The following is a 15811-nucleotide window of genomic DNA, read 5'->3' on the forward strand; positions in this document are numbered from 1 at the left end:
CGCCTGGATTGCTTCGTCGCTGCGCTCCTCGCAATGACGCTTGGGCTCACCCCACCAGCCGCGCCACCTCGGCCCGCAGCACCGGCACCAGCTCGGCCTCGAACCAGGGCTGTTTCCTGAGCCAGCCATTGTTGCGCCAGGACGGATGCGGCAGCGGCAGGATGCGCGGCCGGCGCTCCTGGGCGAAGATGCTGCGCCAGTCGGCAACGGTCGCCGTCAGGTCTGCCGCCGCCTTCGGGCCGAGATGCCAGGCCTGCGCATAGCGGCCGATCACCAGGACCAGTTCGAGATGCGGGAGCGCGGCCAGCACCCTCGCCCGCCAGGCCGGCGCGCATTCGCGGCGCGGCGGCAGGTCGCCGCCCTTGGCGTCATGTCCCGGGAAGCAGTGGCCCATCGGCACGATCGCGACGCGCGAAGCGTCGTAGAAGCGTTCCTTGTCGAGGCCGAGCCAGTCGCGCAGCCGGTCGCCTGAACGGTCGGTGAAAGGGCGTCCGCTGGCATGGACACGGGTTCCCGGCGCCTGGCTTGCGATCAGCAGGCGCGCGCTCTCCTGCGCCTGGATCACCGGCCGGGGCTCGTGCGGCAATGGCGGGCCATGGAGCGGCGCGTCGCGGCAGATCCGGCAGGCGCGCAGTGCGGCGAGGACGGCCTCGAGCGCTTCCGGCGGGCCGCTCCCCTGTCCGCTCCCGCTCATCGCCGCGCCAGCCGCTCCCGGCCGTGACGCCGGGAAATGAGCCCGTCGCAATGCCAGACCGGCGCCTTGTCGGCGTGCTTCTCGGGATCGCCCGGCTGGACGGTGGCGACGCCGTTGATGCGGCCGCTGCGGTAGGTCTTCAGCACGTAGAGCGTGCCGCTGCGCTCGACGGCGAAGCAATAGGTCCGGCGTGTCTCGTGCGGCCCGTAATAGTAGCAGACCGCGTCCTCCGTCGTCGTCCAGCAGGCGTCCGTGTTCTGCAGGTGGCGGTTATGCCCGGTCGCCCGGCCGTCCCGGTGATGGTATTCGCTGAAGGGCGCGCCGTTGTTGTAGCGGCCGGCCACGGTGTTGCCCTCGAAGAGCTGGCGGATCTCCTGGCCGGTCAGCCGCTCGACCGCAGCAGCGCCCGTCGCACCGGCGCCGAGCGCGAGCAGCGCCGCGACCGTCGCGGACCGCCTCATCGCGACGCCACCCGACGGGACATCGGAGCCTGCGGGCCGCCGCGCGAGATCAACCCGTCGCAATACCAGGGCTTGCCGCCGTCGCCATGATTGCGCGGATTGGCGAGCTCGACGGTCGCCACCGCGTTGATCCGGCCATTGTCGAGATTGCGCAGGATGTAGAGCCGATCGGTGAGCTCGACCGTGAAGCAATGCGTCGTCCGCTCGTTGGGCGGGCCGTAATAATAGCAGACGGCGTCGTCCTTGGTGATCCAGCAGGCGTCGCGGTTCTCCTGCCAGCCATTATTGCCGAGCGCGCGCCCGTCGGGGTCGTGATATTCGGTGAAGAAGCCGCCGCCGGTATAGCGGCCGCTGACCGTGTTGCCGCTGAAGGCCCGGTTGATCTGCTCGCCGGTCAGCTTCTCCGCCGCCGAGGCGGCGGCCGGAAGGATCAGCGCGAGCGCGAGCGCCGAGAGGCGCATGATCAGGCTTTCCAGCTCGGCCTGGCCGAGAGTTCGCCGTGCCAGCGCCGGATGTTGACGCAATCCTCGGGCAGCGGAACGCGCGAGGGCTTCATGAAGTCGATGGCGATGCCGGCGGTGATGTCCGCGACCGTCAGCTGGTCGCCGCAGACGAAGCGGTTGCCGCCGAGCTGCAGCTCGAGCAGCATGAGATGGTCGTCGATCATCTCGCGATTGGCTTCGGCCCATTCCGGAATCTGGTCCTCCAGCTCGGCCATGGCCGGGTGGCTGTGGCGGAACACGGCCGAGACGGCCGTGAACAGGCCGAGCTCGATCCGCCGGTTCCACATCTCGATCAGCGCCGCCTCCTTGGGCTCGGAGCCGAACAGCGCCGGCTTCGGATGCAGGCTCTCGATGTAGCGGCAGATCGCCATGGTCTCGGCGAGCGCCGTGCCGTCGTCGAGCACCAGCACCGGCAGGCGCTGGGAAGGGTTGATCCGGGTGAATTCCGGCGTCCGATGCTCCTTCCTGGCGATGTCGATCGGGACGAGCTCGGGCAAGGGCACGCCCTTCTCGGCGAAGAAGATGCGGACTCGCCGCGGATTGGGCGCCCGCCCGCCGTCATAGAGCTTCATGCCCTCTGCCTTTCGCCATGCTGGGACCACGCGGTTTCACGGTGCGGGCCCGGCTCTGTCAAGAGTTCAGCCCGCAAACACGGCGGCAAGACGACGAGCCGTCCGCCCGACGGAACAAGCCGCCCCTGCCGCGATTGATGGTCACGAGGGACGATCGCCATGCCGCAGGATTGGAGCTTCGTCGTCTGGATCGTCATCCTGGCCGTACCGGTCGGGCTGATGCTCGCCACCTTGTGGGCACGCTCGCGCGAGCCCGGCGCCGCGCAGCTCGGAAGCGCGTCCGAGGACGATCCGCGCGAGCCGCGCTGAACGATCAGCCCGGCGCGAGCAGGATCAGCGCAAGCGGCACCGCCAAGGCGGCCAGCACGGTCTGCAGCGCGCAGATGCCGGCCATCAGCGGCGCATCGCCGCCGAGCTGGCGCGCCATCACGTAAGAGGACGAAGCCGTCGGCAGCGACTGGAACAGGATGGCGAGCGTCGCCGCCGGGCCTCCGAGACCGAAGCCCTTCAGCGCAGCATAGGTCACCAGCGGCATCAGCACGAACTTGACGAAGGAGGCGACCAGGGCCGGCTTCATGCCGCGGCCGAGCGCATGCCAGTCCAGCGCCGCACCGACGCAGAGCAGGCCGATCGGCAGCGAGGCCTGGCCGAGCGCCTTGAGGAAAGCGTCGAGTCCGCGCGGGAGACCGAGGCCGCTGACCTGCAGCACGATGCCGAGAACGCAGGACATCAGCAGCGGATTGAGGGCGAGCCCCCGGAGAACGCCGCGCAGGGTCGGCTGAGCCGAGCCCCAGCGGGCGAAGACGAGAACGCAGAGCACGTTGACGGTCGGCACGATCGCCGCATTGGCCACGGCAGCCAGCGGCAGGGCCGACGCCCCGAGCATGCTCCCGGCCGCGCTCAGGCCGACATAGTTGTTGAAGCGGACACCGCCCTGGAAGACCGAGGTGAAGGCGGCATCGCCATAGCCGAGCCAGCGCTTCGCCAGAACCAGGATTCCGGAGACGACGATGATCGCGCTCATCAGCGTCAGCGCCAGCGCGGCGACGGGCAGCCCCCTGAGATCGGCCGTCGCCAGCACATGGACGAAGAGCGCCGGCAGGAGCACGTAATAGCTCAGGCGCTCCGCCTGCGGCCAGAACGCGTCAGGCAGGAAGCGCAGGCGGTGCATGCCATGGCCGAGCGCGATCAGCAGGGCGATCGGCACGAGCGCGAGCAGGATGGCGCCGATCATGCCGGCAACCCGGGTCGGCTTGCGGCCGGCGATGTCATGCGGGGAACAATCCTGAGGGAACGATAGCGGAAGGACCTTCTTTAGGTCGCTCGCGCCGGAGACGGAAATACCTCAACCGCCAACGGGATTGTGAAATCCGCATGGCCGAGCGGAGAGCTCAGCGCGGATGGCTCCTGCGCCACTCCTCCGGCCGCTCGAAGCGCAGCGCCCAGATGCCGCGCCCCGCCGCCTTCGCCTCGGCCTCCTCCGCCTGGTAGCCGCCATAGGCGAGCGCCTGGCCCTGGCGGACCAGCGCCGCGTTGATCTCGGCATCGCCCTGCCGGCAGCGCGCCAGCCCGCGGCCATAGCGGTCGACGCGCGAGACCGTGCAGGTGACGTTGCCGAGCGCCAGCATGGCCGCCAGCGCACGCCGTGCCTGCCGGCCGCAGGCGACCTGCCCGCCGCCCCGGTCCAGGCAGGTCTGGCGGTATTCCGGTGCGTCGATGCCCTCGAGACGGAGCTCCTCGCCGAGCAGCCTCAACGAATCGCCGTCGATCGCCTCGGCCGCGCCGACGAGGCTGCGGCCGGAGCCGAGGCGGTATTGCAGCACCGCGCCCGCGATCGCCAGAAGCACAAGGAAACCAAGGGCCACGACGAAATCGACCGAGCGGCCGACCCGCCGCCAGCCGAACGGCCCGTAATTGCTTGTCCCGAATCCGAAGCGCCCCATCAGGATAAGCTTAACGATTTATCGCCGATCATGGCGAGCCGCGGTGCGTCGGTGCGCGCCGGGCTGGAGCTCGTTTCCTCGGACCATGGCGGAATTGACAGCCGAACAGGTGCAGCGCGGTCGCGGGCCCGACCCGTCCGCGCTCGCGCGCCGCAAGCTGATCAACCGCGAGGTCCGGTCGGCGCGCGAGAAGCTGACCTCCTCGACCGGCCTCGAGCGCGCCTTCGACTACGAGCTCGTCCGGGTGTTCGCGCAATACCGGCTGAACGGCGCCGCCGGTGTGCTGCTGCTCGCCCTGCTGGTCGCCGCGGCCGCCTGCGTCTGGGTGCCGGTCTACAAGGTCTCGGGCTGGCTCGGGCTCGTCCTGCTGACCACCGGCTTCACGGCGCTGCTGTGCCGGCGCTTCCTGGCCGAACCCTCCGCCGCCGCACGCATCGCCTTCTGGCGCAGGCTGCTGCCGGCGGCGGAGCTGCTGCACGGGCTGTCCTGGGCGCTGCTGGCCACCCTGTTCCTCGGCGTCGACGCTCCCGGCGCCCGCTTCTTCGTGATGACGGCGCTGCTGATCGTCAGCGCGCTGACGGTCACGCTTGCGGCGACGATGCCGGTCGCGGTCTATTCCGGCCTGGTGCCGATCGTCGCGGCGATCGTCCTGTACTTCGCCGGACGCAACGACATCGACAGCGTCACCATGCTGCTGATGGCCGCCTGCGCGCAGCTGTTCTTCATCTTCCTGACCAATCGGCTCTATTCGACCTCGGTCGAGACCATCGAGTTTCGCGCCGAGAAGGACGCGCTGATCGCCGAGCTCGAGACCGCGACCGCCAATTCGGACGAAGCCAGACGCAAGGCCGAGGAGGCCAATCTCGCCAAATCACGCTTCCTGGCGACGATGAGCCATGAATTGCGCACGCCGCTCAACGCCATCCTCGGCTTCTCCGAGGTGATGAAGAACGAGGTCTTCGGCCCTCACGCCAACGCGGCCTACAAGGAATATTCGGGCGACATCCACTCGTCGGGCCAGCACCTGCTCACGCTGATCAACGAGATCCTCGACCTGTCGCGCATCGAGGCCGGCAAATACGAGCTGAACGAGGAGGCGATCAGCCTCGCCGGCATCGTCGACGACGCCGCGCACATGCTGAACCTGCGCGCCAAGGCCAAGGCCCAGACGATCCGCCAGGCGATCGAGCCGGACCTGCCGCGGATCTGGGCCGACGAGCGCGCCATCCGCCAGGCGGTGCTCAACATCCTCGCCAACGCCATCAAGTTCACCCCGCAGGGGGGCGAGATCTCGATCAAGGTCGGCTGGACGGCCACCGGCGGACAATATGTCACCATCACCGACACCGGCCCCGGCATCCCCGAGCACGAGATCCCGGTCGTGCTCCAGACCTTCGGACGCGGCTCGCTGGCGATCAAGACGGCCGAGCAGGGCTCCGGCCTCGGCCTGCCGATCGTCAAGGGGCTGATCGACCTGCATGGCGGCGGCTTCCAGATCAAGTCGAAGCCGCGCGCCGGCACCGAGGTGACGATCACGCTGCCGGCCGAGCGCGTCATGGACACGCTGCCGGCGCTTCCGGAGCCGGATGCGCGATCGGCGGCGTAACCCGCCGCCCGCTAGAGACCGTTTCACCGATCAGCTGATTCAATCTGATCGGATCCGGCTCTAAGCGACCCTGGAGAGGGCCGGTTCGCTCTCCCGCCCGGCCTCGATCTCCTCCCACCAATCGCCGAGCGCGTCGATCAGCGGCACGAGGCGAAAGCCCGCCGGGGTCAGCGTGTAGTCGACCCGGCGCGGATAGCCCTCATGGTCGATCCGCCGGACGATACCGGCCGCTTCGAGCTTGCGCAGTTCCAGCGTCAGCATGCGGTGCGAGACGGTCGGGTTGTCGCGCCTGAGCTCGCCGAAACGCTTGCTGCCGTCCTTCAGATAGTAGAGCAGCAAGGTCGGCCAGCGGCCGCTCAGCACCCGCATGACGCTTTCGATCGCGCAGTCCGAAACGACGTCCTTCATGCTCCGGTCCGCCTGGTTACAGAAAAGTGCGTGATTTACATGGGCCGGCGGGCGGCTAGGTTCCACCCCGCTGCGCAGCGTTTCCCAACCCGAATGGAAAACGCACGATGGAACCGATCCTCGTCTATGGCTACCCGTCCGGCACCTCGATGGGGCTGGTCGCGGCCCTCGAATGGCTGGGCCGACCCTATAAGCTCTGCCGCGTCGACATGCTCGGCGAAATGCGCGAGCCGCCCTACAGGCGGATCAATGCGCGCGTCGAGACCCCGGTGCTGATCACCGATCAGGGCCGCCCGCTCAGCGAGACCATGGCGATCGCCGCCTGGCTCGAAGCGCGCGACAGCGAACGTCGCATCAGCTTCGACCCGCTCTCGCCCGAGGCCGACCGGATGCACCAGCTCATCGGCTTCCTCAACACCGGCTTCACCAGCGCCTTCTACCCGCTCTGGGCCGCGCTGGAATTGCCCGAGCCCGATCCCGATTTCGCGGCGGCGCTGCGCCGCTTCGGACGCGAGCGGGTGATCGAGCGCCACGATCGGCTGGAGGAGATGCTCGACGGCGGCCGCTGGGTGGTCGGCGGCAAGCACACGCTCGCCGATGCGCTGCTCGCCGGCGTGGCGCGCTGGCTCGAATACCATGAGGTCGCCGAGATCTCGCGCTGGCCGAAGCTGCAGGCGCTACGCCGGCGGGTCGAGGCCGATCCGGCAGTGGTCTATGCGAGTGCTCTGGAACTCGGCGAGACGCCGGCCGCCAGCGGCGCCTGCAAGGGGCATCTGCCGCTGGCGGAGGTGATCGAGCGCTTCGGCGCCTGACAGGCGAAGACGCGCCGGGTCGAACGCCCGGCGCGGTCTTCGGAGCTACTCGCCCTTCCCCGCCACCCCGGCCTGCGCGAAGGTCGCCATGCCGGAATGGACGTTGGCTGCCGCCTTGACGAGGCCGGCGGCGAGCGCCGCGCCGGTCGCCTCGCCGAGGCGCATGTCGAGCGCCAGCAGCGGCTGCTTGCTGAGCCTGACCAGCGCCTGCGCATGCGCGCCTTCGGCCGAGAGATGGCCGGCGATGCAATGGTCGAGCGCCGAGGAGTCGAGCGCGTGCAGGATGGCGGCGGCCGCGGTGACGACATAGCCGTCGAGGATCACCGGGATGCGCTGCAGCCTGGCGGCCAGGATCGCCCCGCAGATCGCCGCCATCTCGCGGCCGCCGAAGCGGCGCAGCACCTCGAGCGGGTCGCTGAGATGGTTGGCGTGGCGCGAGAGGCCCGCCTCGACCGCGGCGATCTTGCGCTTCAGCCCGTCATCGTCGACACCGGTGCCGCGGCCGCACCAGACGGCGGCGCCGCCGCCATAGAGCGCGGCGAAGATCGCGGCGGCCGAGGTGGTGTTGCCGATGCCCATCTCGCCGAGCGCCAGCAGATCGGCGCCGCCGGCGAGCGCCTCCATGCCGAAGGCCATGGTCGCGACGCAGGCGCGCTCGTCGAGCGCGTCGCCTTCCGTGAAATCGCCGGTCGGCAGGTCGAGCGCGAGGTCGAAGACCTTGAAGCCGAGGTCATAGGCGGCGCAGATCTGGTTGATGGCGGCGCCACCGGCGGCGAAGTTCTCCAGCATCTGCCGCGTCACCGACTGCGGATAGGCCGAGACGCCCTGGGCGACGACGCCGTGATTGCCGGCGAAGACGCAGACCAGCGGCCGGTCGACCCGCGGCGGCGCCTTGCCCTGCCAGGCAGCGAGCCATTCTGCGATCTCCTCGAGCCGGCCGAGGCTGCCGGCCGGCTTGGTCAGCTCCTTGTCGCGGGCGCGCACGGTGTTGGCCGCCGCCATGTCCGGGCCCGGCATGCTGGCGATGAGATTGCGGATATCGTCGAAGGGCAGGCCGGAAGCGGGCATCGCAGACATCTGGGGAAGCCGATCTTGAGAACCTAGGGAATCGAGCGGTCCGAGGTCGCCGCCACGTTGCCGCTGCTGCTATAGGCTGGAGCGAGCGAAGACAATCCGAGGGCGGCGTGGCGCAAACCGAGAGCGATGATGCGACGCAGGCGACGCCGCCCGACGAGCCGCCGCTCTGGCCGGGCTGGCTGATCGCGACCGCGACCTGCATCCGCTTCTATTCGCGCCTGCCGGTGCCGGCGCTGCCGGGCGAGAGCGCCCATGCCGTGCCGGATTTCCGGCTGGTGCCGCGTGCCCTGCCCGTCGCGGCGCTGGCGATCGCCTTGCCGGCGGCGCTGATCGCGCTGCTCGCCGGCCTCGCGGGGGTCAATGCCGTGCTGACGGCGGCGCTCGCCGTGACCGCGCTCGTCGTGACGACCGGCGCCTTCCATGAGGATGGGCTCGCCGACTCGGCCGACGGGCTGTTCGGCGGGCACACGCCGGAGCGGCGGCTCGAGATCATGAAGGACAGCCGCGTCGGCACGTTCGGCGCGCTCGCGCTCGGCCTCTCGCTGCTGCTGCGGGTCACCGCGCTCGCGGCGATCCTGCAAGGCGCCGGAGCCTGGGCCGCGGCGGCGGCGATGCTCGTCGCCGCGCCCTGGTCGCGCGTCGAGGGCGTCCGGCTCCTCGCGACGGTCCCGCCGACCCGGCGCGACGGTGCGTCCGCTTCGGTTGGCCGGCCCGCACGCGGGGTGCTGCCGGTCGCCTACGGGCTGTCGGGCATCGTCGCGCTGCTGGCGGCCGCCGCGGGCGCCCTGCCCCTGGGCGGGGTGCTGCTCGGCCTCATCCTCTCGGGGCTGGCAGTCTCCTGGCTGTCGCGCATCGCGATCCGCCTGATCGGCGGGCAGACCGGCGATATCCTCGGCGCGGCGCAGCAGCTCGGCGAAATCGCGATCTATCTCGGCCTCGCCATCGTCATCGGCTGGGGCGGGCGTTGAGCGCGATCTCGACCCCCTGCGTCGAGATCTGCGTGATCGATCCCGCGCGCAGGCTCTGCGAGGGCTGCGGGCGGACGCTGCAGGAGATCGCGCAATGGTCGCGGCTCTCCGAGGCGGAGCGGCTCGCCGTCATGGCGACGCTGGAGGAGCGCCTCAGCCGTCAGCGAGACGGGCCAACCCCGCGCCGGTCAGCCTGAAGAACACCTTCTCCGGCTGCTGGGCCGCGCCCAGGCTCTCGTAGACGCGCAGCAGGCGCTCATTGTCGCGCGCCGCGGTCCAGTCGATCCGGCCGAGGCCCCGGGCCAGGGCCAGCCGTGCCAGCTCGGCGAGCAGCGCCCGTCCGGCGCCGAGGCCGCGGGCGGCCTTCGCCACATAGATCTCCTTGAGGAAGAAGCCGGGCCTGAGGCCGGGCCCCGGATAGATCGCCGAGAAGGCGGCGAAGCCGACGAGCGCGCCGTCCTGCTCGGCGACGAGCAGTTCGGTTCCCGCCGGCCGGCCCGTCAGACCGGCGCGGATCTCGGCGCCGGACGGGCAAGGCACATGGTAATGCGCCTGCATCTCGGCCATCACGCCGGCGAGCGCGGAATGGTCGGCCTCCTCGCAGGGGCGGACGCGCAGCATGAGGTCCGCCTCAGACGATCAAGGACCAGAAGAAGCGGGCGCAGACCACCAGCAGGAAGATGCCGAAGGCGACCTCCAGCCGGCGCTTCGACAGCCGATGGGCCAGATGCGCGCCGATCGGCGCCGTCCAGATCGAGGTCGGGATGAAGAGCAGGAAGCCGATCAGCGAGACATAGCCGAGCGAGAGCGGCGGCAGCAGGTCCATTTTCGGCCAGCCGGCATAGATGTAGCCGAGCGCGCCGGGGATCGAGATCAGCACGCCGAGGCCCGAGGAGGTCGCGACCGCCTGGTGGATCGGCCGGCCGTAGAAGGTCATGAACAGGCTGGAGAGCTGGCCGCCGCCGATGCCCATCAGGGCAGAGAGCACGCCGATGATCAGCCCGTAGATCCGCATCAGGAACGGCCCCGGCATGTCCTCGCCGAGCTTCCAGCGGTCGGAGGCGAAGAGCAGGCGCATGGCGCTGGCGAAGGCGACGGCGACGAAGACGGCCTTGAACACGTCCGGCGGGGCATAGCGGGCGATGACGCTGCCGCCGACGACGCCGAGCACGACGGGAACGGCCCAGATCCGGATGATCGAGGTATCGACCATGCCCTTGGCGAGGTGGGCCCGGTAGGAGCGGACGGAGGTCGGGATGATCACCGCGAGCGAAGTGCCGACGACGAGCGGCATGCGCACCTCCTCGACAACGCCGATCACCCGGAAGACCTCGTAGAGCACCGGCACGATCACGGCACCACCGCCGACGCCGAACAGGCCGGCGAGCAGGCCGGTCACGGCGCCGGCGAGCACCAGCGAGACGGCGAGGAAGATCAAATCGTTCAGGGGAATGCCGGCGATCATCACGCATCCGATCCAGGAAAGGTCGGGCCGGTCTTAGGGCTTTGGCGCGAAAGGGCAAGGTTCAGGCGGCAGGGCCGGCATGCGCGGGCCGGCGCGTCGCGACACGTTGCCGTGAGGGGGTCCTAGTCGCTCACCCCGTCCCGCGCGGCGATCGTCATGCAGGTCGCCGTCAGCATGGCACAGAGCTTTGGCCTGCCGTCGGTCACGGCGAAGACCTCGGCCATGGCGAGGGTCAGCGTGCGGCCAGCCTTGACCACCCTGCCCCTGGCGCGGAGCTCGTCGCCAGTCGCCGGGCTGAGCAGATTGATCTTGAATTCAGCGGTGAGCACGCCGTTGCCGGCCGGCATGGTGGTCAGCGCGGCATAGCCGGCGGCGCTGTCGGCGATGGACGAGACCGCCCCGGCATGGACGAAGCCGTGCTGCTGGCAGAGATGGGCCGAGACCGGCATGGCGATCTCGACCTCGCCCGGCGCGACGCGCACGAGCCGGGCGCCGAGCGTCGTCATGAAGGCCTGCCTGGCGAAGCTCGCCTCGATGCGGGCGAGGAGCGCGGGATCGACTGCCATATCGGCCTGCATTCTCTCACTCCGCCGCGATCGCGGGCGGCGCCTCGCGCTCGACATGCGCGACCGCGGCACGCAGTTCGGCCAGGCCGGCCCCCGCGGCGACGCAATGCTCGGCGAGATGGCGGCGGAACAGGCGCGAGCCGCGCCGGCCCGGGAACAGCCCGACGAGATGGCGGGTGAAGGCGTGGAGGCGCCCGCCTCGCTGGAGATGGGCGGCGATATAGGGCTCGAGCGCCTCCAACATCGCGAAAGCGTCGGCGACCGGCGCCGCCTCGCCGAACAGGAGCGGATCGACCGAGAGCAGCACTTCCGGGTTCTGGTAAGCCTCGCGGCCGAGCATGACGCCGTCGACATGGGTGAGATGCGGCCGCCATTCGTCCGGGGCGCGGATGCCGCCATTGAGCGCGACGATCAGGTCGGGATGGGCGGCCTTGAGACGATAGGCGCGCTCATAGTCCAGCGGCGGAACCTCGCGGTTCTCCTTGGGCGAGAGGCCCTGCAGCCAGGCCTTGCGGGCGTGGACGACGAGGGCATCGACGCCGGCCGCGCGCACGGCGGCCGTCAGCGCGTCGAGCGCGGCTTCCGGATCCTGGTCATCGACGCCGATGCGGCACTTCACCGTGACGGGGATGGCGACCGCCGCCTTCATCGCCGCGACACAGTCGCCGACGAGCGCGGGCTCGCGCATCAGGCAGGCGCCGAAGGCGCCGCCCTGGACGCGGTCGGACGGGCAGCCGCAGTTCAGGTTGATCTCGTCATAGCCGAAATCGGCGCCGATCTTCGCCGCTTCGGCCAGAAGGGCCGGATCGTTGCCGCCGAGCTGGAGCGCGACGGGATGTTCCATCGCGTCGAAGCCGATCAGGCGCTGCCGATCGCCGCGGATCACCGCCTGCGCCGTCACCATCTCGGTATAGAGCCGGGCACGGCGCGACATCAGGCGATGGACGATCCGGCAATGCCGGTCGGTCCAGTCCATCATCGGCGCGACCGAGAATGTGAGCTCCTGCTTTTCCATGCCCTTCTACAACATCACAGTGTCGGGTCGCACAAGCCGACCTGATCGACGCGGCGGCGAAGGCTCGCGAGGCGATGGCGGCGCCGAGCCCATCCAGATCGCTCGGCGCGGGGCCCGAACGAGCCCCGGGGACCTCATCGCCCCTCATATCGGCGAGATGCGCGCCCCGGGCAAGGTTCCCCTGCGCAACGAACAGGCCGTGCCATTCCGATGGGCGATAGCGGCCCGCCCGGGCCGCGCAGCGCTTGGGCGATCCATTCCCGGACGGGGGTTCGGGATCGGAACCATGACGGATAAGCTGATCCCGCGAATTGGACTGGAGGAAACCATGCTGGTCGGCGTCCCCAAGGAAATCAAGATCCACGAATACCGGGTCGGGCTGACGCCGGAAGCGGTCCGGGAATATGTCGCCGCGGGGCACGAGGTGCTGGTGGAAGCCGGAGCCGGCGCCGGCATCGCAGCCGCGGACGCCGATTACGCGGCGGCCGGCGCCGCCATCGCGGCGAGCGCGGCGGAGGTCTTTTCCCGCGCCGAGATGGTCGTCAAGGTCAAGGAGCCGCAGCCGACGGAATGGACGCAGCTGCGCGAGGGCCAGATCCTGTTCACCTATCTGCACCTCGCCCCCGACCCGGCGCAGACCGCCGGGCTGATCGAATCGGGAGTCACCGCCGTCGCCTACGAGACCGTCACGGATCGCTTCGGCGGACTGCCGCTGCTGGCGCCGATGAGCGAGGTCGCCGGACGGCTGGCGATCGAAGCCGCCGGCGCCTCGCTCAAGCGCCATGCCGGCGGGCGCGGGATCCTGATCGGCGGCGTGCCGGGCGTCCCGCCGGCCCGCATCGTGGTGATCGGCGGCGGCGTGGTCGGCACCCATGCCGCCCGCATGGCCGCGGGGCTCGGCGCCGATGTGGTGGTGCTCGACCGCTCCCTGCCGCGCCTGCGGCAGCTCGACGAATTGTTCGAAGGCCGGGTCCGGACGCGGTTCTCGACGCTCCATGCGGTCGAGGAGGAGGTCGTCGCCGCCGATGTGGTGATCGGGGCGGTGCTCATCCCCGGAGCGGCGGCGCCGAGGCTGGTCTCTCGCGCGCAGCTGTCGCGGATGAAGCGCGGCGCGGTCCTCGTCGACGTCGCGATCGACCAGGGCGGCTGCTTCGAGACTTCGCGGCCGACCACCCATGCGGATCCGACCTTCGAGGTCGACGGGGTCATCCACTACTGCGTCGCGAACATGCCCGGCTCCGTGCCGCTGACCTCCAGCTACGCCCTGAACAACGCCACGCTGCCGTTCGGACTGGCCATGGCGGGCAAGGGGCTCGACGCCATCCGCAGCGACCCGCATCTGGCGGCGGGCCTCAACGTGCATCGCGGCGAGGTCACCAACGCTTCGGTCGCGACCAGCCTGCGGATGGCCTACGTCCCGGTGGAGAAAGCCCTGGGGCCGTGACCGGGCGGGCCGGACCGGACTGATCGCCGATCCGGCTCGCCGGCGGGCGGATACCCCGCCGGGCCGCCCGGCACCATCTTACGATATTGCCGCGCCCTGCCCCCCGTGCTGCGCTGTGCGATCACGGACCGAATCAGGCATGAACGCGCACGTCTATCTCGACAGCCTCAACCCGGCGCAGCGGCGGGCCGTCGCGCATGGCGGCGGCGCGGCTCCGGCGCCGCCGGTGCTGATCATCGCCGGCGCCGGCTCGGGCAAGACCAACACGCTGGCCCACCGCGTCGCCCACCTGCTCGCCTGCGGCGCCGACCCGCGGCGCATCCTGCTGATGACCTTCTCGCGCCGGGCGGCCTCGGAGATGACCCGCCGCGTCGAGCGCATCGCCCGCAAGGTGATGGGCGAAGCCGCCGGCGTCGCGGTCGACGCCCTGAGCTGGGCCGGCACCTTCCACGGCGTCGGCGCCCGGCTCCTGCGCGACCTCGCCGAGCAGATCGGGCTCGACCCGGCCTTCACGATCCATGACCGCGAGGACGCCGCCGACCTGATGAACCTCGTGCGGCACGAGCTCGGCTTCTCGAAGACCGAGACGCGGTTTCCGACCAAGGGCACCTGCCTTTCGATCTATTCGCGCTGCGTCAACGCCGAGCAGCCGATCGAGGAGGTGCTGCGGCTGTCCCATCCCTGGTGCATCGCCTGGGTGCAGGAGCTGAAGCAGCTCTTCGCGGCCTATGTCGAGGCCAAGCAGCAGCAGAACGTGCTCGATTACGACGATCTGCTGCTCTACTGGGCGCAGGCGATGACCGACGCCGAGCTCGCGGCCGATGTCGGCGGACGCTTCGACCATGTCATGGTCGACGAGTACCAGGACACCAACCGGCTGCAGTCCTCGATCCTGCTGGCGCTCAAGCCGGATGGCCGGGGGCTGACGGTGGTCGGCGACGACGCGCAGTCGATCTATTCCTTCCGCGCCGCGACGGTGCGCAACATCCTCGATTTCCCGCTGGCCTTCTCGCCGCCGGCGGAGGTGATCACGCTCGACCAGAACTACCGTTCGACGCAGGCCATCCTCGGCGCCGCCAATGCGGTGATCGACCTCGCCGCCGAGCGCTTCACCAAGAATCTCTGGACCGACCGCGCCGCCGGCGCGGCGCCGGAACTGGTCAACGTCCGCGACGAGGCCGACCAGGCCCGCTTCATCGCCGAGACGGTGCTGGGGAACCGCGAGGCCGGCGCGCTGCTGAAGCAGCAGGCCGTGCTCTTCCGCGCCTCGCATCATAGCGGGCCGCTCGAGATCGAGCTGACACGCCGGAACATCCCCTTCGTGAAGTTCGGCGGACTGAAATTCCTCGATGCCGCGCACGTCAAGGACCTGCTGGCGCTGCTGCGCTTCGCCGAGAACCCGCGCGACCGGGTTTCGGCCTTCCGCGTCATGCAGCTCCTGCCCGGCGTCGGGCCGAGCTCGGCCCAGCGCGTGATCGAGCACCTGGCGCAGGCGCCGGACGCCGCCGACGCGCTGCGCGAGGTTCCGGCGCCGGCCCGCGCCGGAGCGGACTGGCCAGCCTTCATCGAGACGGTCGCGGCGCTGCGTTCCGGCCGTTCGGGATGGCCAGCCGAGATCGAACGGGCACGGCTCTGGTACGAGCCGCATCTGGAGCGCCTCCACGAGGATGCGACGACGCGCCAGGCCGACCTGCTGCAGCTCGAGCAGATCGCCGGCGGCTATCCCTCGCGCGAGCGTTTCCTGACCGAGCTGACGCTCGACCCGCCCGACGCCACCAGCGACCAGGCCGGCGTGCCGCATCTCGACGAGGATTACCTCATCCTCTCGACCATCCACTCGGCCAAGGGGCAGGAGTGGAAATCGGTCTTCGTCATGAACGTGGTCGACGGCTGCATCCCGATCGATCTCGGGGCGGGCGCCAGGGACGAGATCGAGGAGGAGCGCCGGCTGCTCTATGTCGCGATGACACGGGCCAAGGACGATCTGCACCTGATCGTGCCGCAGCGCTTCTTCACGCACGGCCAGTCCGCGACCGGCGACCGGCACGTCTATGCGGCGCGCACGCGCTTCATCCCCAACGCCCTGCTGAAGCATTTCGAGCGGCGCGCCTGGCCGCTCGCGACGCCCGCCGGCGAGCGCTCCGCATCGACCGGACCGAAGGTCGATGTCCGCGCCAAGATGCGGGGAATGTGGCGCTGAGGCGCGCTCAGGCCGCTTCGCGGCTGAAGCGGCAGAGGAAGAGCCGGCTGCGCGGGAGGCACGGCGCTTGCCCAGAA

19 protein-coding genes are annotated in these 15811 nt (G+C 70.2%); 7 read left to right on the forward strand and 12 right to left on the reverse strand.

Annotated elements, in window-relative coordinates; all coding sequences use genetic code 11:
• Positions 1–46: 46 nt before the first annotated feature.
• The 4 genes from CS1GBM4_RS11750 to CS1GBM4_RS11765 are packed head-to-tail and all read right to left on the reverse strand — an operon-like array spanning position 47 to position 2230.
• Positions 47–694: a uracil-DNA glycosylase family protein gene (locus tag CS1GBM4_RS11750; protein ID WP_186418907.1), complete on the reverse strand. Its 648-nt coding sequence runs from the start codon at positions 692–694 to the stop codon at positions 47–49.
• Positions 691–1155 (reverse strand): hypothetical protein, encoded by a 465-nt coding sequence (locus CS1GBM4_RS11755; RefSeq protein ID WP_186418908.1) that lies wholly within the window; start codon positions 1153–1155, stop codon positions 691–693. Before CS1GBM4_RS11755 ends, CS1GBM4_RS11750 begins: the two co-directional genes overlap by 4 nt.
• Positions 1152–1616 carry a hypothetical protein gene (locus tag CS1GBM4_RS11760; protein ID WP_186418909.1) on the reverse strand — a complete coding sequence of 155 codons (465 nt, stop codon included), beginning with the start codon at positions 1614–1616 and terminating at the stop codon, positions 1152–1154. The genes CS1GBM4_RS11755 and CS1GBM4_RS11760 overlap by 4 nt, the downstream gene beginning before the upstream one ends.
• 2 nt (positions 1617–1618) lie before the next feature.
• A complete protein-coding gene (locus tag CS1GBM4_RS11765) occupies positions 1619–2230 on the reverse strand; it encodes a glutathione S-transferase (protein ID WP_186418910.1) in 612 nt (203 codons plus the stop codon).
• 159 nt (positions 2231–2389) lie between these two features.
• On the opposite strand from CS1GBM4_RS11765, the gene CS1GBM4_RS11770 reads away from it, so the two are divergent.
• Positions 2390–2539 (forward strand): hypothetical protein, encoded by a 150-nt coding sequence (locus CS1GBM4_RS11770; RefSeq protein WP_186418911.1) that lies wholly within the window; start codon positions 2390–2392, stop codon positions 2537–2539.
• A 4-nt stretch (positions 2540–2543) separates the two neighbouring features.
• Here the strand turns inward: CS1GBM4_RS11770 and CS1GBM4_RS11775 are convergent, their stop codons facing one another.
• Together CS1GBM4_RS11775 and CS1GBM4_RS11780 are read right to left on the reverse strand one after the other, a co-directional pair.
• The gene (locus CS1GBM4_RS11775; RefSeq protein WP_186418912.1) at positions 2544–3464 is read right to left on the reverse strand and encodes an AEC family transporter; all 921 of its coding nucleotides are present in this window, start codon (positions 3462–3464) and stop codon (positions 2544–2546) included.
• A 157-nt stretch (positions 3465–3621) separates the two neighbouring features.
• A complete protein-coding gene (locus CS1GBM4_RS11780; RefSeq protein ID WP_186418913.1) occupies positions 3622–4173 on the reverse strand; it encodes a thermonuclease family protein in 552 nt (183 codons plus the stop codon).
• Between the two features lie 85 nt (positions 4174–4258).
• Between CS1GBM4_RS11780 and CS1GBM4_RS11785 the strand changes: the two genes are divergently transcribed.
• Complete coding sequence (locus CS1GBM4_RS11785) at positions 4259–5779, forward strand: HAMP domain-containing sensor histidine kinase (protein WP_186418914.1); 1521 nt, start codon at positions 4259–4261, stop codon at positions 5777–5779.
• Positions 5780–5839: 60 nt separating this feature from the next.
• On the opposite strand, the gene CS1GBM4_RS11790 is transcribed toward CS1GBM4_RS11785, so the two are convergent.
• Positions 5840–6187 carry a helix-turn-helix domain-containing protein gene (locus tag CS1GBM4_RS11790; protein WP_186418915.1) on the reverse strand — a complete coding sequence of 116 codons (348 nt, stop codon included), beginning with the start codon at positions 6185–6187 and terminating at the stop codon, positions 5840–5842.
• Between the two features lie 107 nt (positions 6188–6294).
• Here CS1GBM4_RS11790 and CS1GBM4_RS11795 point away from each other — a divergent pair, with 107 nt between their 5' ends.
• Entirely contained in the window at positions 6295–6999 is a 705-nt protein-coding gene (locus CS1GBM4_RS11795; RefSeq protein WP_186418916.1) for a glutathione S-transferase family protein, read from the forward strand.
• A 45-nt stretch (positions 7000–7044) separates the two neighbouring features.
• Here the strand turns inward: CS1GBM4_RS11795 and cobT are convergent, their stop codons facing one another.
• Complete coding sequence (gene cobT / locus CS1GBM4_RS11800) at positions 7045–8076, reverse strand: nicotinate-nucleotide--dimethylbenzimidazole phosphoribosyltransferase (RefSeq protein WP_186418917.1); 1032 nt, start codon at positions 8074–8076, stop codon at positions 7045–7047.
• A gap of 107 nt (positions 8077–8183) precedes the next feature.
• On the opposite strand from cobT, the gene CS1GBM4_RS11805 reads away from it, so the two are divergent.
• A complete protein-coding gene (locus CS1GBM4_RS11805) occupies positions 8184–9044 on the forward strand; it encodes an adenosylcobinamide-GDP ribazoletransferase (protein ID WP_186418918.1) in 861 nt (286 codons plus the stop codon).
• A complete protein-coding gene (locus tag CS1GBM4_RS11810; protein ID WP_186418919.1) occupies positions 9041–9241 on the forward strand; it encodes a DUF1289 domain-containing protein in 201 nt (66 codons plus the stop codon). Before CS1GBM4_RS11805 ends, CS1GBM4_RS11810 begins: the two co-directional genes overlap by 4 nt.
• On the opposite strand, the gene CS1GBM4_RS11815 is transcribed toward CS1GBM4_RS11810, so the two are convergent.
• The 4 genes from CS1GBM4_RS11815 to dusA all read right to left on the reverse strand — a co-directional run bounded on the left by CS1GBM4_RS11815 (position 9198) and on the right by dusA (position 12090).
• A complete protein-coding gene (locus CS1GBM4_RS11815; RefSeq protein ID WP_244607180.1) occupies positions 9198–9665 on the reverse strand; it encodes a GNAT family N-acetyltransferase in 468 nt (155 codons plus the stop codon). The two genes, CS1GBM4_RS11810 and CS1GBM4_RS11815, sit on opposite strands and share 44 nt — an antisense overlap.
• 10 nt (positions 9666–9675) lie before the next feature.
• Positions 9676–10509, reverse strand: coding sequence for a sulfite exporter TauE/SafE family protein (locus tag CS1GBM4_RS11820; protein ID WP_186419085.1), 834 nt, complete (start codon positions 10507–10509; stop codon positions 9676–9678).
• 122 nt (positions 10510–10631) lie between these two features.
• Positions 10632–11075 (reverse strand): PaaI family thioesterase, encoded by a 444-nt coding sequence (locus CS1GBM4_RS11825; protein ID WP_186418920.1) that lies wholly within the window; start codon positions 11073–11075, stop codon positions 10632–10634.
• A 16-nt stretch (positions 11076–11091) separates the two neighbouring features.
• Positions 11092–12090, reverse strand: a complete 999-nt coding sequence (dusA, locus tag CS1GBM4_RS11830; RefSeq protein WP_186418921.1) for a tRNA dihydrouridine(20/20a) synthase DusA — start codon at positions 12088–12090, stop codon at positions 11092–11094.
• A 328-nt stretch (positions 12091–12418) separates the two neighbouring features.
• Between dusA and ald the strand changes: the two genes are divergently transcribed.
• Both ald and CS1GBM4_RS11840 read left to right on the forward strand, forming a co-directional pair.
• Complete coding sequence (ald, locus tag CS1GBM4_RS11835; RefSeq protein ID WP_186419086.1) at positions 12419–13534, forward strand: alanine dehydrogenase; 1116 nt, start codon at positions 12419–12421, stop codon at positions 13532–13534.
• Between the two features lie 139 nt (positions 13535–13673).
• On the forward strand, positions 13674–15734 hold the full coding sequence (locus CS1GBM4_RS11840) for an ATP-dependent helicase (protein WP_186418922.1): 2061 nt from the start codon (positions 13674–13676) through the stop codon (positions 15732–15734).
• The last annotated feature ends 77 nt before the right edge of the window (positions 15735–15811 follow it).

Origin of the sequence: Allobosea sp. CS1GBMeth4 (assembly GCF_900185715.1) — a bacterium.
GTDB lineage: Bacteria > Pseudomonadota > Alphaproteobacteria > Rhizobiales > Beijerinckiaceae > Allobosea.

What these genes read in the sequence shown, in the direction of transcription:
- CS1GBM4_RS11775 (WP_186418912.1), bottom strand. Translation starts at nt 3,464, where the DNA reads ATGATCGGCGCCATCCTGCTCGCGCTCGTGCCGATCGCCCTGCTGATC.
- ald (WP_186419086.1), top strand. Translation starts at nt 12,419, where the DNA reads ATGCTGGTCGGCGTCCCCAAGGAAATCAAGATCCACGAATACCGGGTC.
- CS1GBM4_RS11760 (WP_186418909.1), bottom strand. Translation starts at nt 1,616, where the DNA reads ATGCGCCTCTCGGCGCTCGCGCTCGCGCTGATCCTTCCGGCCGCCGCC.
- CS1GBM4_RS11755 (WP_186418908.1), bottom strand. Translation starts at nt 1,155, where the DNA reads ATGAGGCGGTCCGCGACGGTCGCGGCGCTGCTCGCGCTCGGCGCCGGT.
- CS1GBM4_RS11820 (WP_186419085.1), bottom strand. Translation starts at nt 10,509, where the DNA reads ATGATCGCCGGCATTCCCCTGAACGATTTGATCTTCCTCGCCGTCTCG.
- CS1GBM4_RS11780 (WP_186418913.1), bottom strand. Translation starts at nt 4,173, where the DNA reads ATGGGGCGCTTCGGATTCGGGACAAGCAATTACGGGCCGTTCGGCTGG.
- CS1GBM4_RS11765 (WP_186418910.1), bottom strand. Translation starts at nt 2,230, where the DNA reads ATGAAGCTCTATGACGGCGGGCGGGCGCCCAATCCGCGGCGAGTCCGC.
- CS1GBM4_RS11785 (WP_186418914.1), top strand. Translation starts at nt 4,259, where the DNA reads ATGGCGGAATTGACAGCCGAACAGGTGCAGCGCGGTCGCGGGCCCGAC.
- dusA (WP_186418921.1), bottom strand. Translation starts at nt 12,090, where the DNA reads ATGGAAAAGCAGGAGCTCACATTCTCGGTCGCGCCGATGATGGACTGG.
- CS1GBM4_RS11795 (WP_186418916.1), top strand. Translation starts at nt 6,295, where the DNA reads ATGGAACCGATCCTCGTCTATGGCTACCCGTCCGGCACCTCGATGGGG.
- cobT (WP_186418917.1), bottom strand. Translation starts at nt 8,076, where the DNA reads ATGTCTGCGATGCCCGCTTCCGGCCTGCCCTTCGACGATATCCGCAAT.
- CS1GBM4_RS11750 (WP_186418907.1), bottom strand. Translation starts at nt 694, where the DNA reads ATGAGCGGGAGCGGACAGGGGAGCGGCCCGCCGGAAGCGCTCGAGGCC.
- CS1GBM4_RS11790 (WP_186418915.1), bottom strand. Translation starts at nt 6,187, where the DNA reads ATGAAGGACGTCGTTTCGGACTGCGCGATCGAAAGCGTCATGCGGGTG.
- CS1GBM4_RS11770 (WP_186418911.1), top strand. Translation starts at nt 2,390, where the DNA reads ATGCCGCAGGATTGGAGCTTCGTCGTCTGGATCGTCATCCTGGCCGTA.
- CS1GBM4_RS11815 (WP_244607180.1), bottom strand. Translation starts at nt 9,665, where the DNA reads ATGCTGCGCGTCCGCCCCTGCGAGGAGGCCGACCATTCCGCGCTCGCC.
- CS1GBM4_RS11825 (WP_186418920.1), bottom strand. Translation starts at nt 11,075, where the DNA reads ATGGCAGTCGATCCCGCGCTCCTCGCCCGCATCGAGGCGAGCTTCGCC.
- CS1GBM4_RS11840 (WP_186418922.1), top strand. Translation starts at nt 13,674, where the DNA reads ATGAACGCGCACGTCTATCTCGACAGCCTCAACCCGGCGCAGCGGCGG.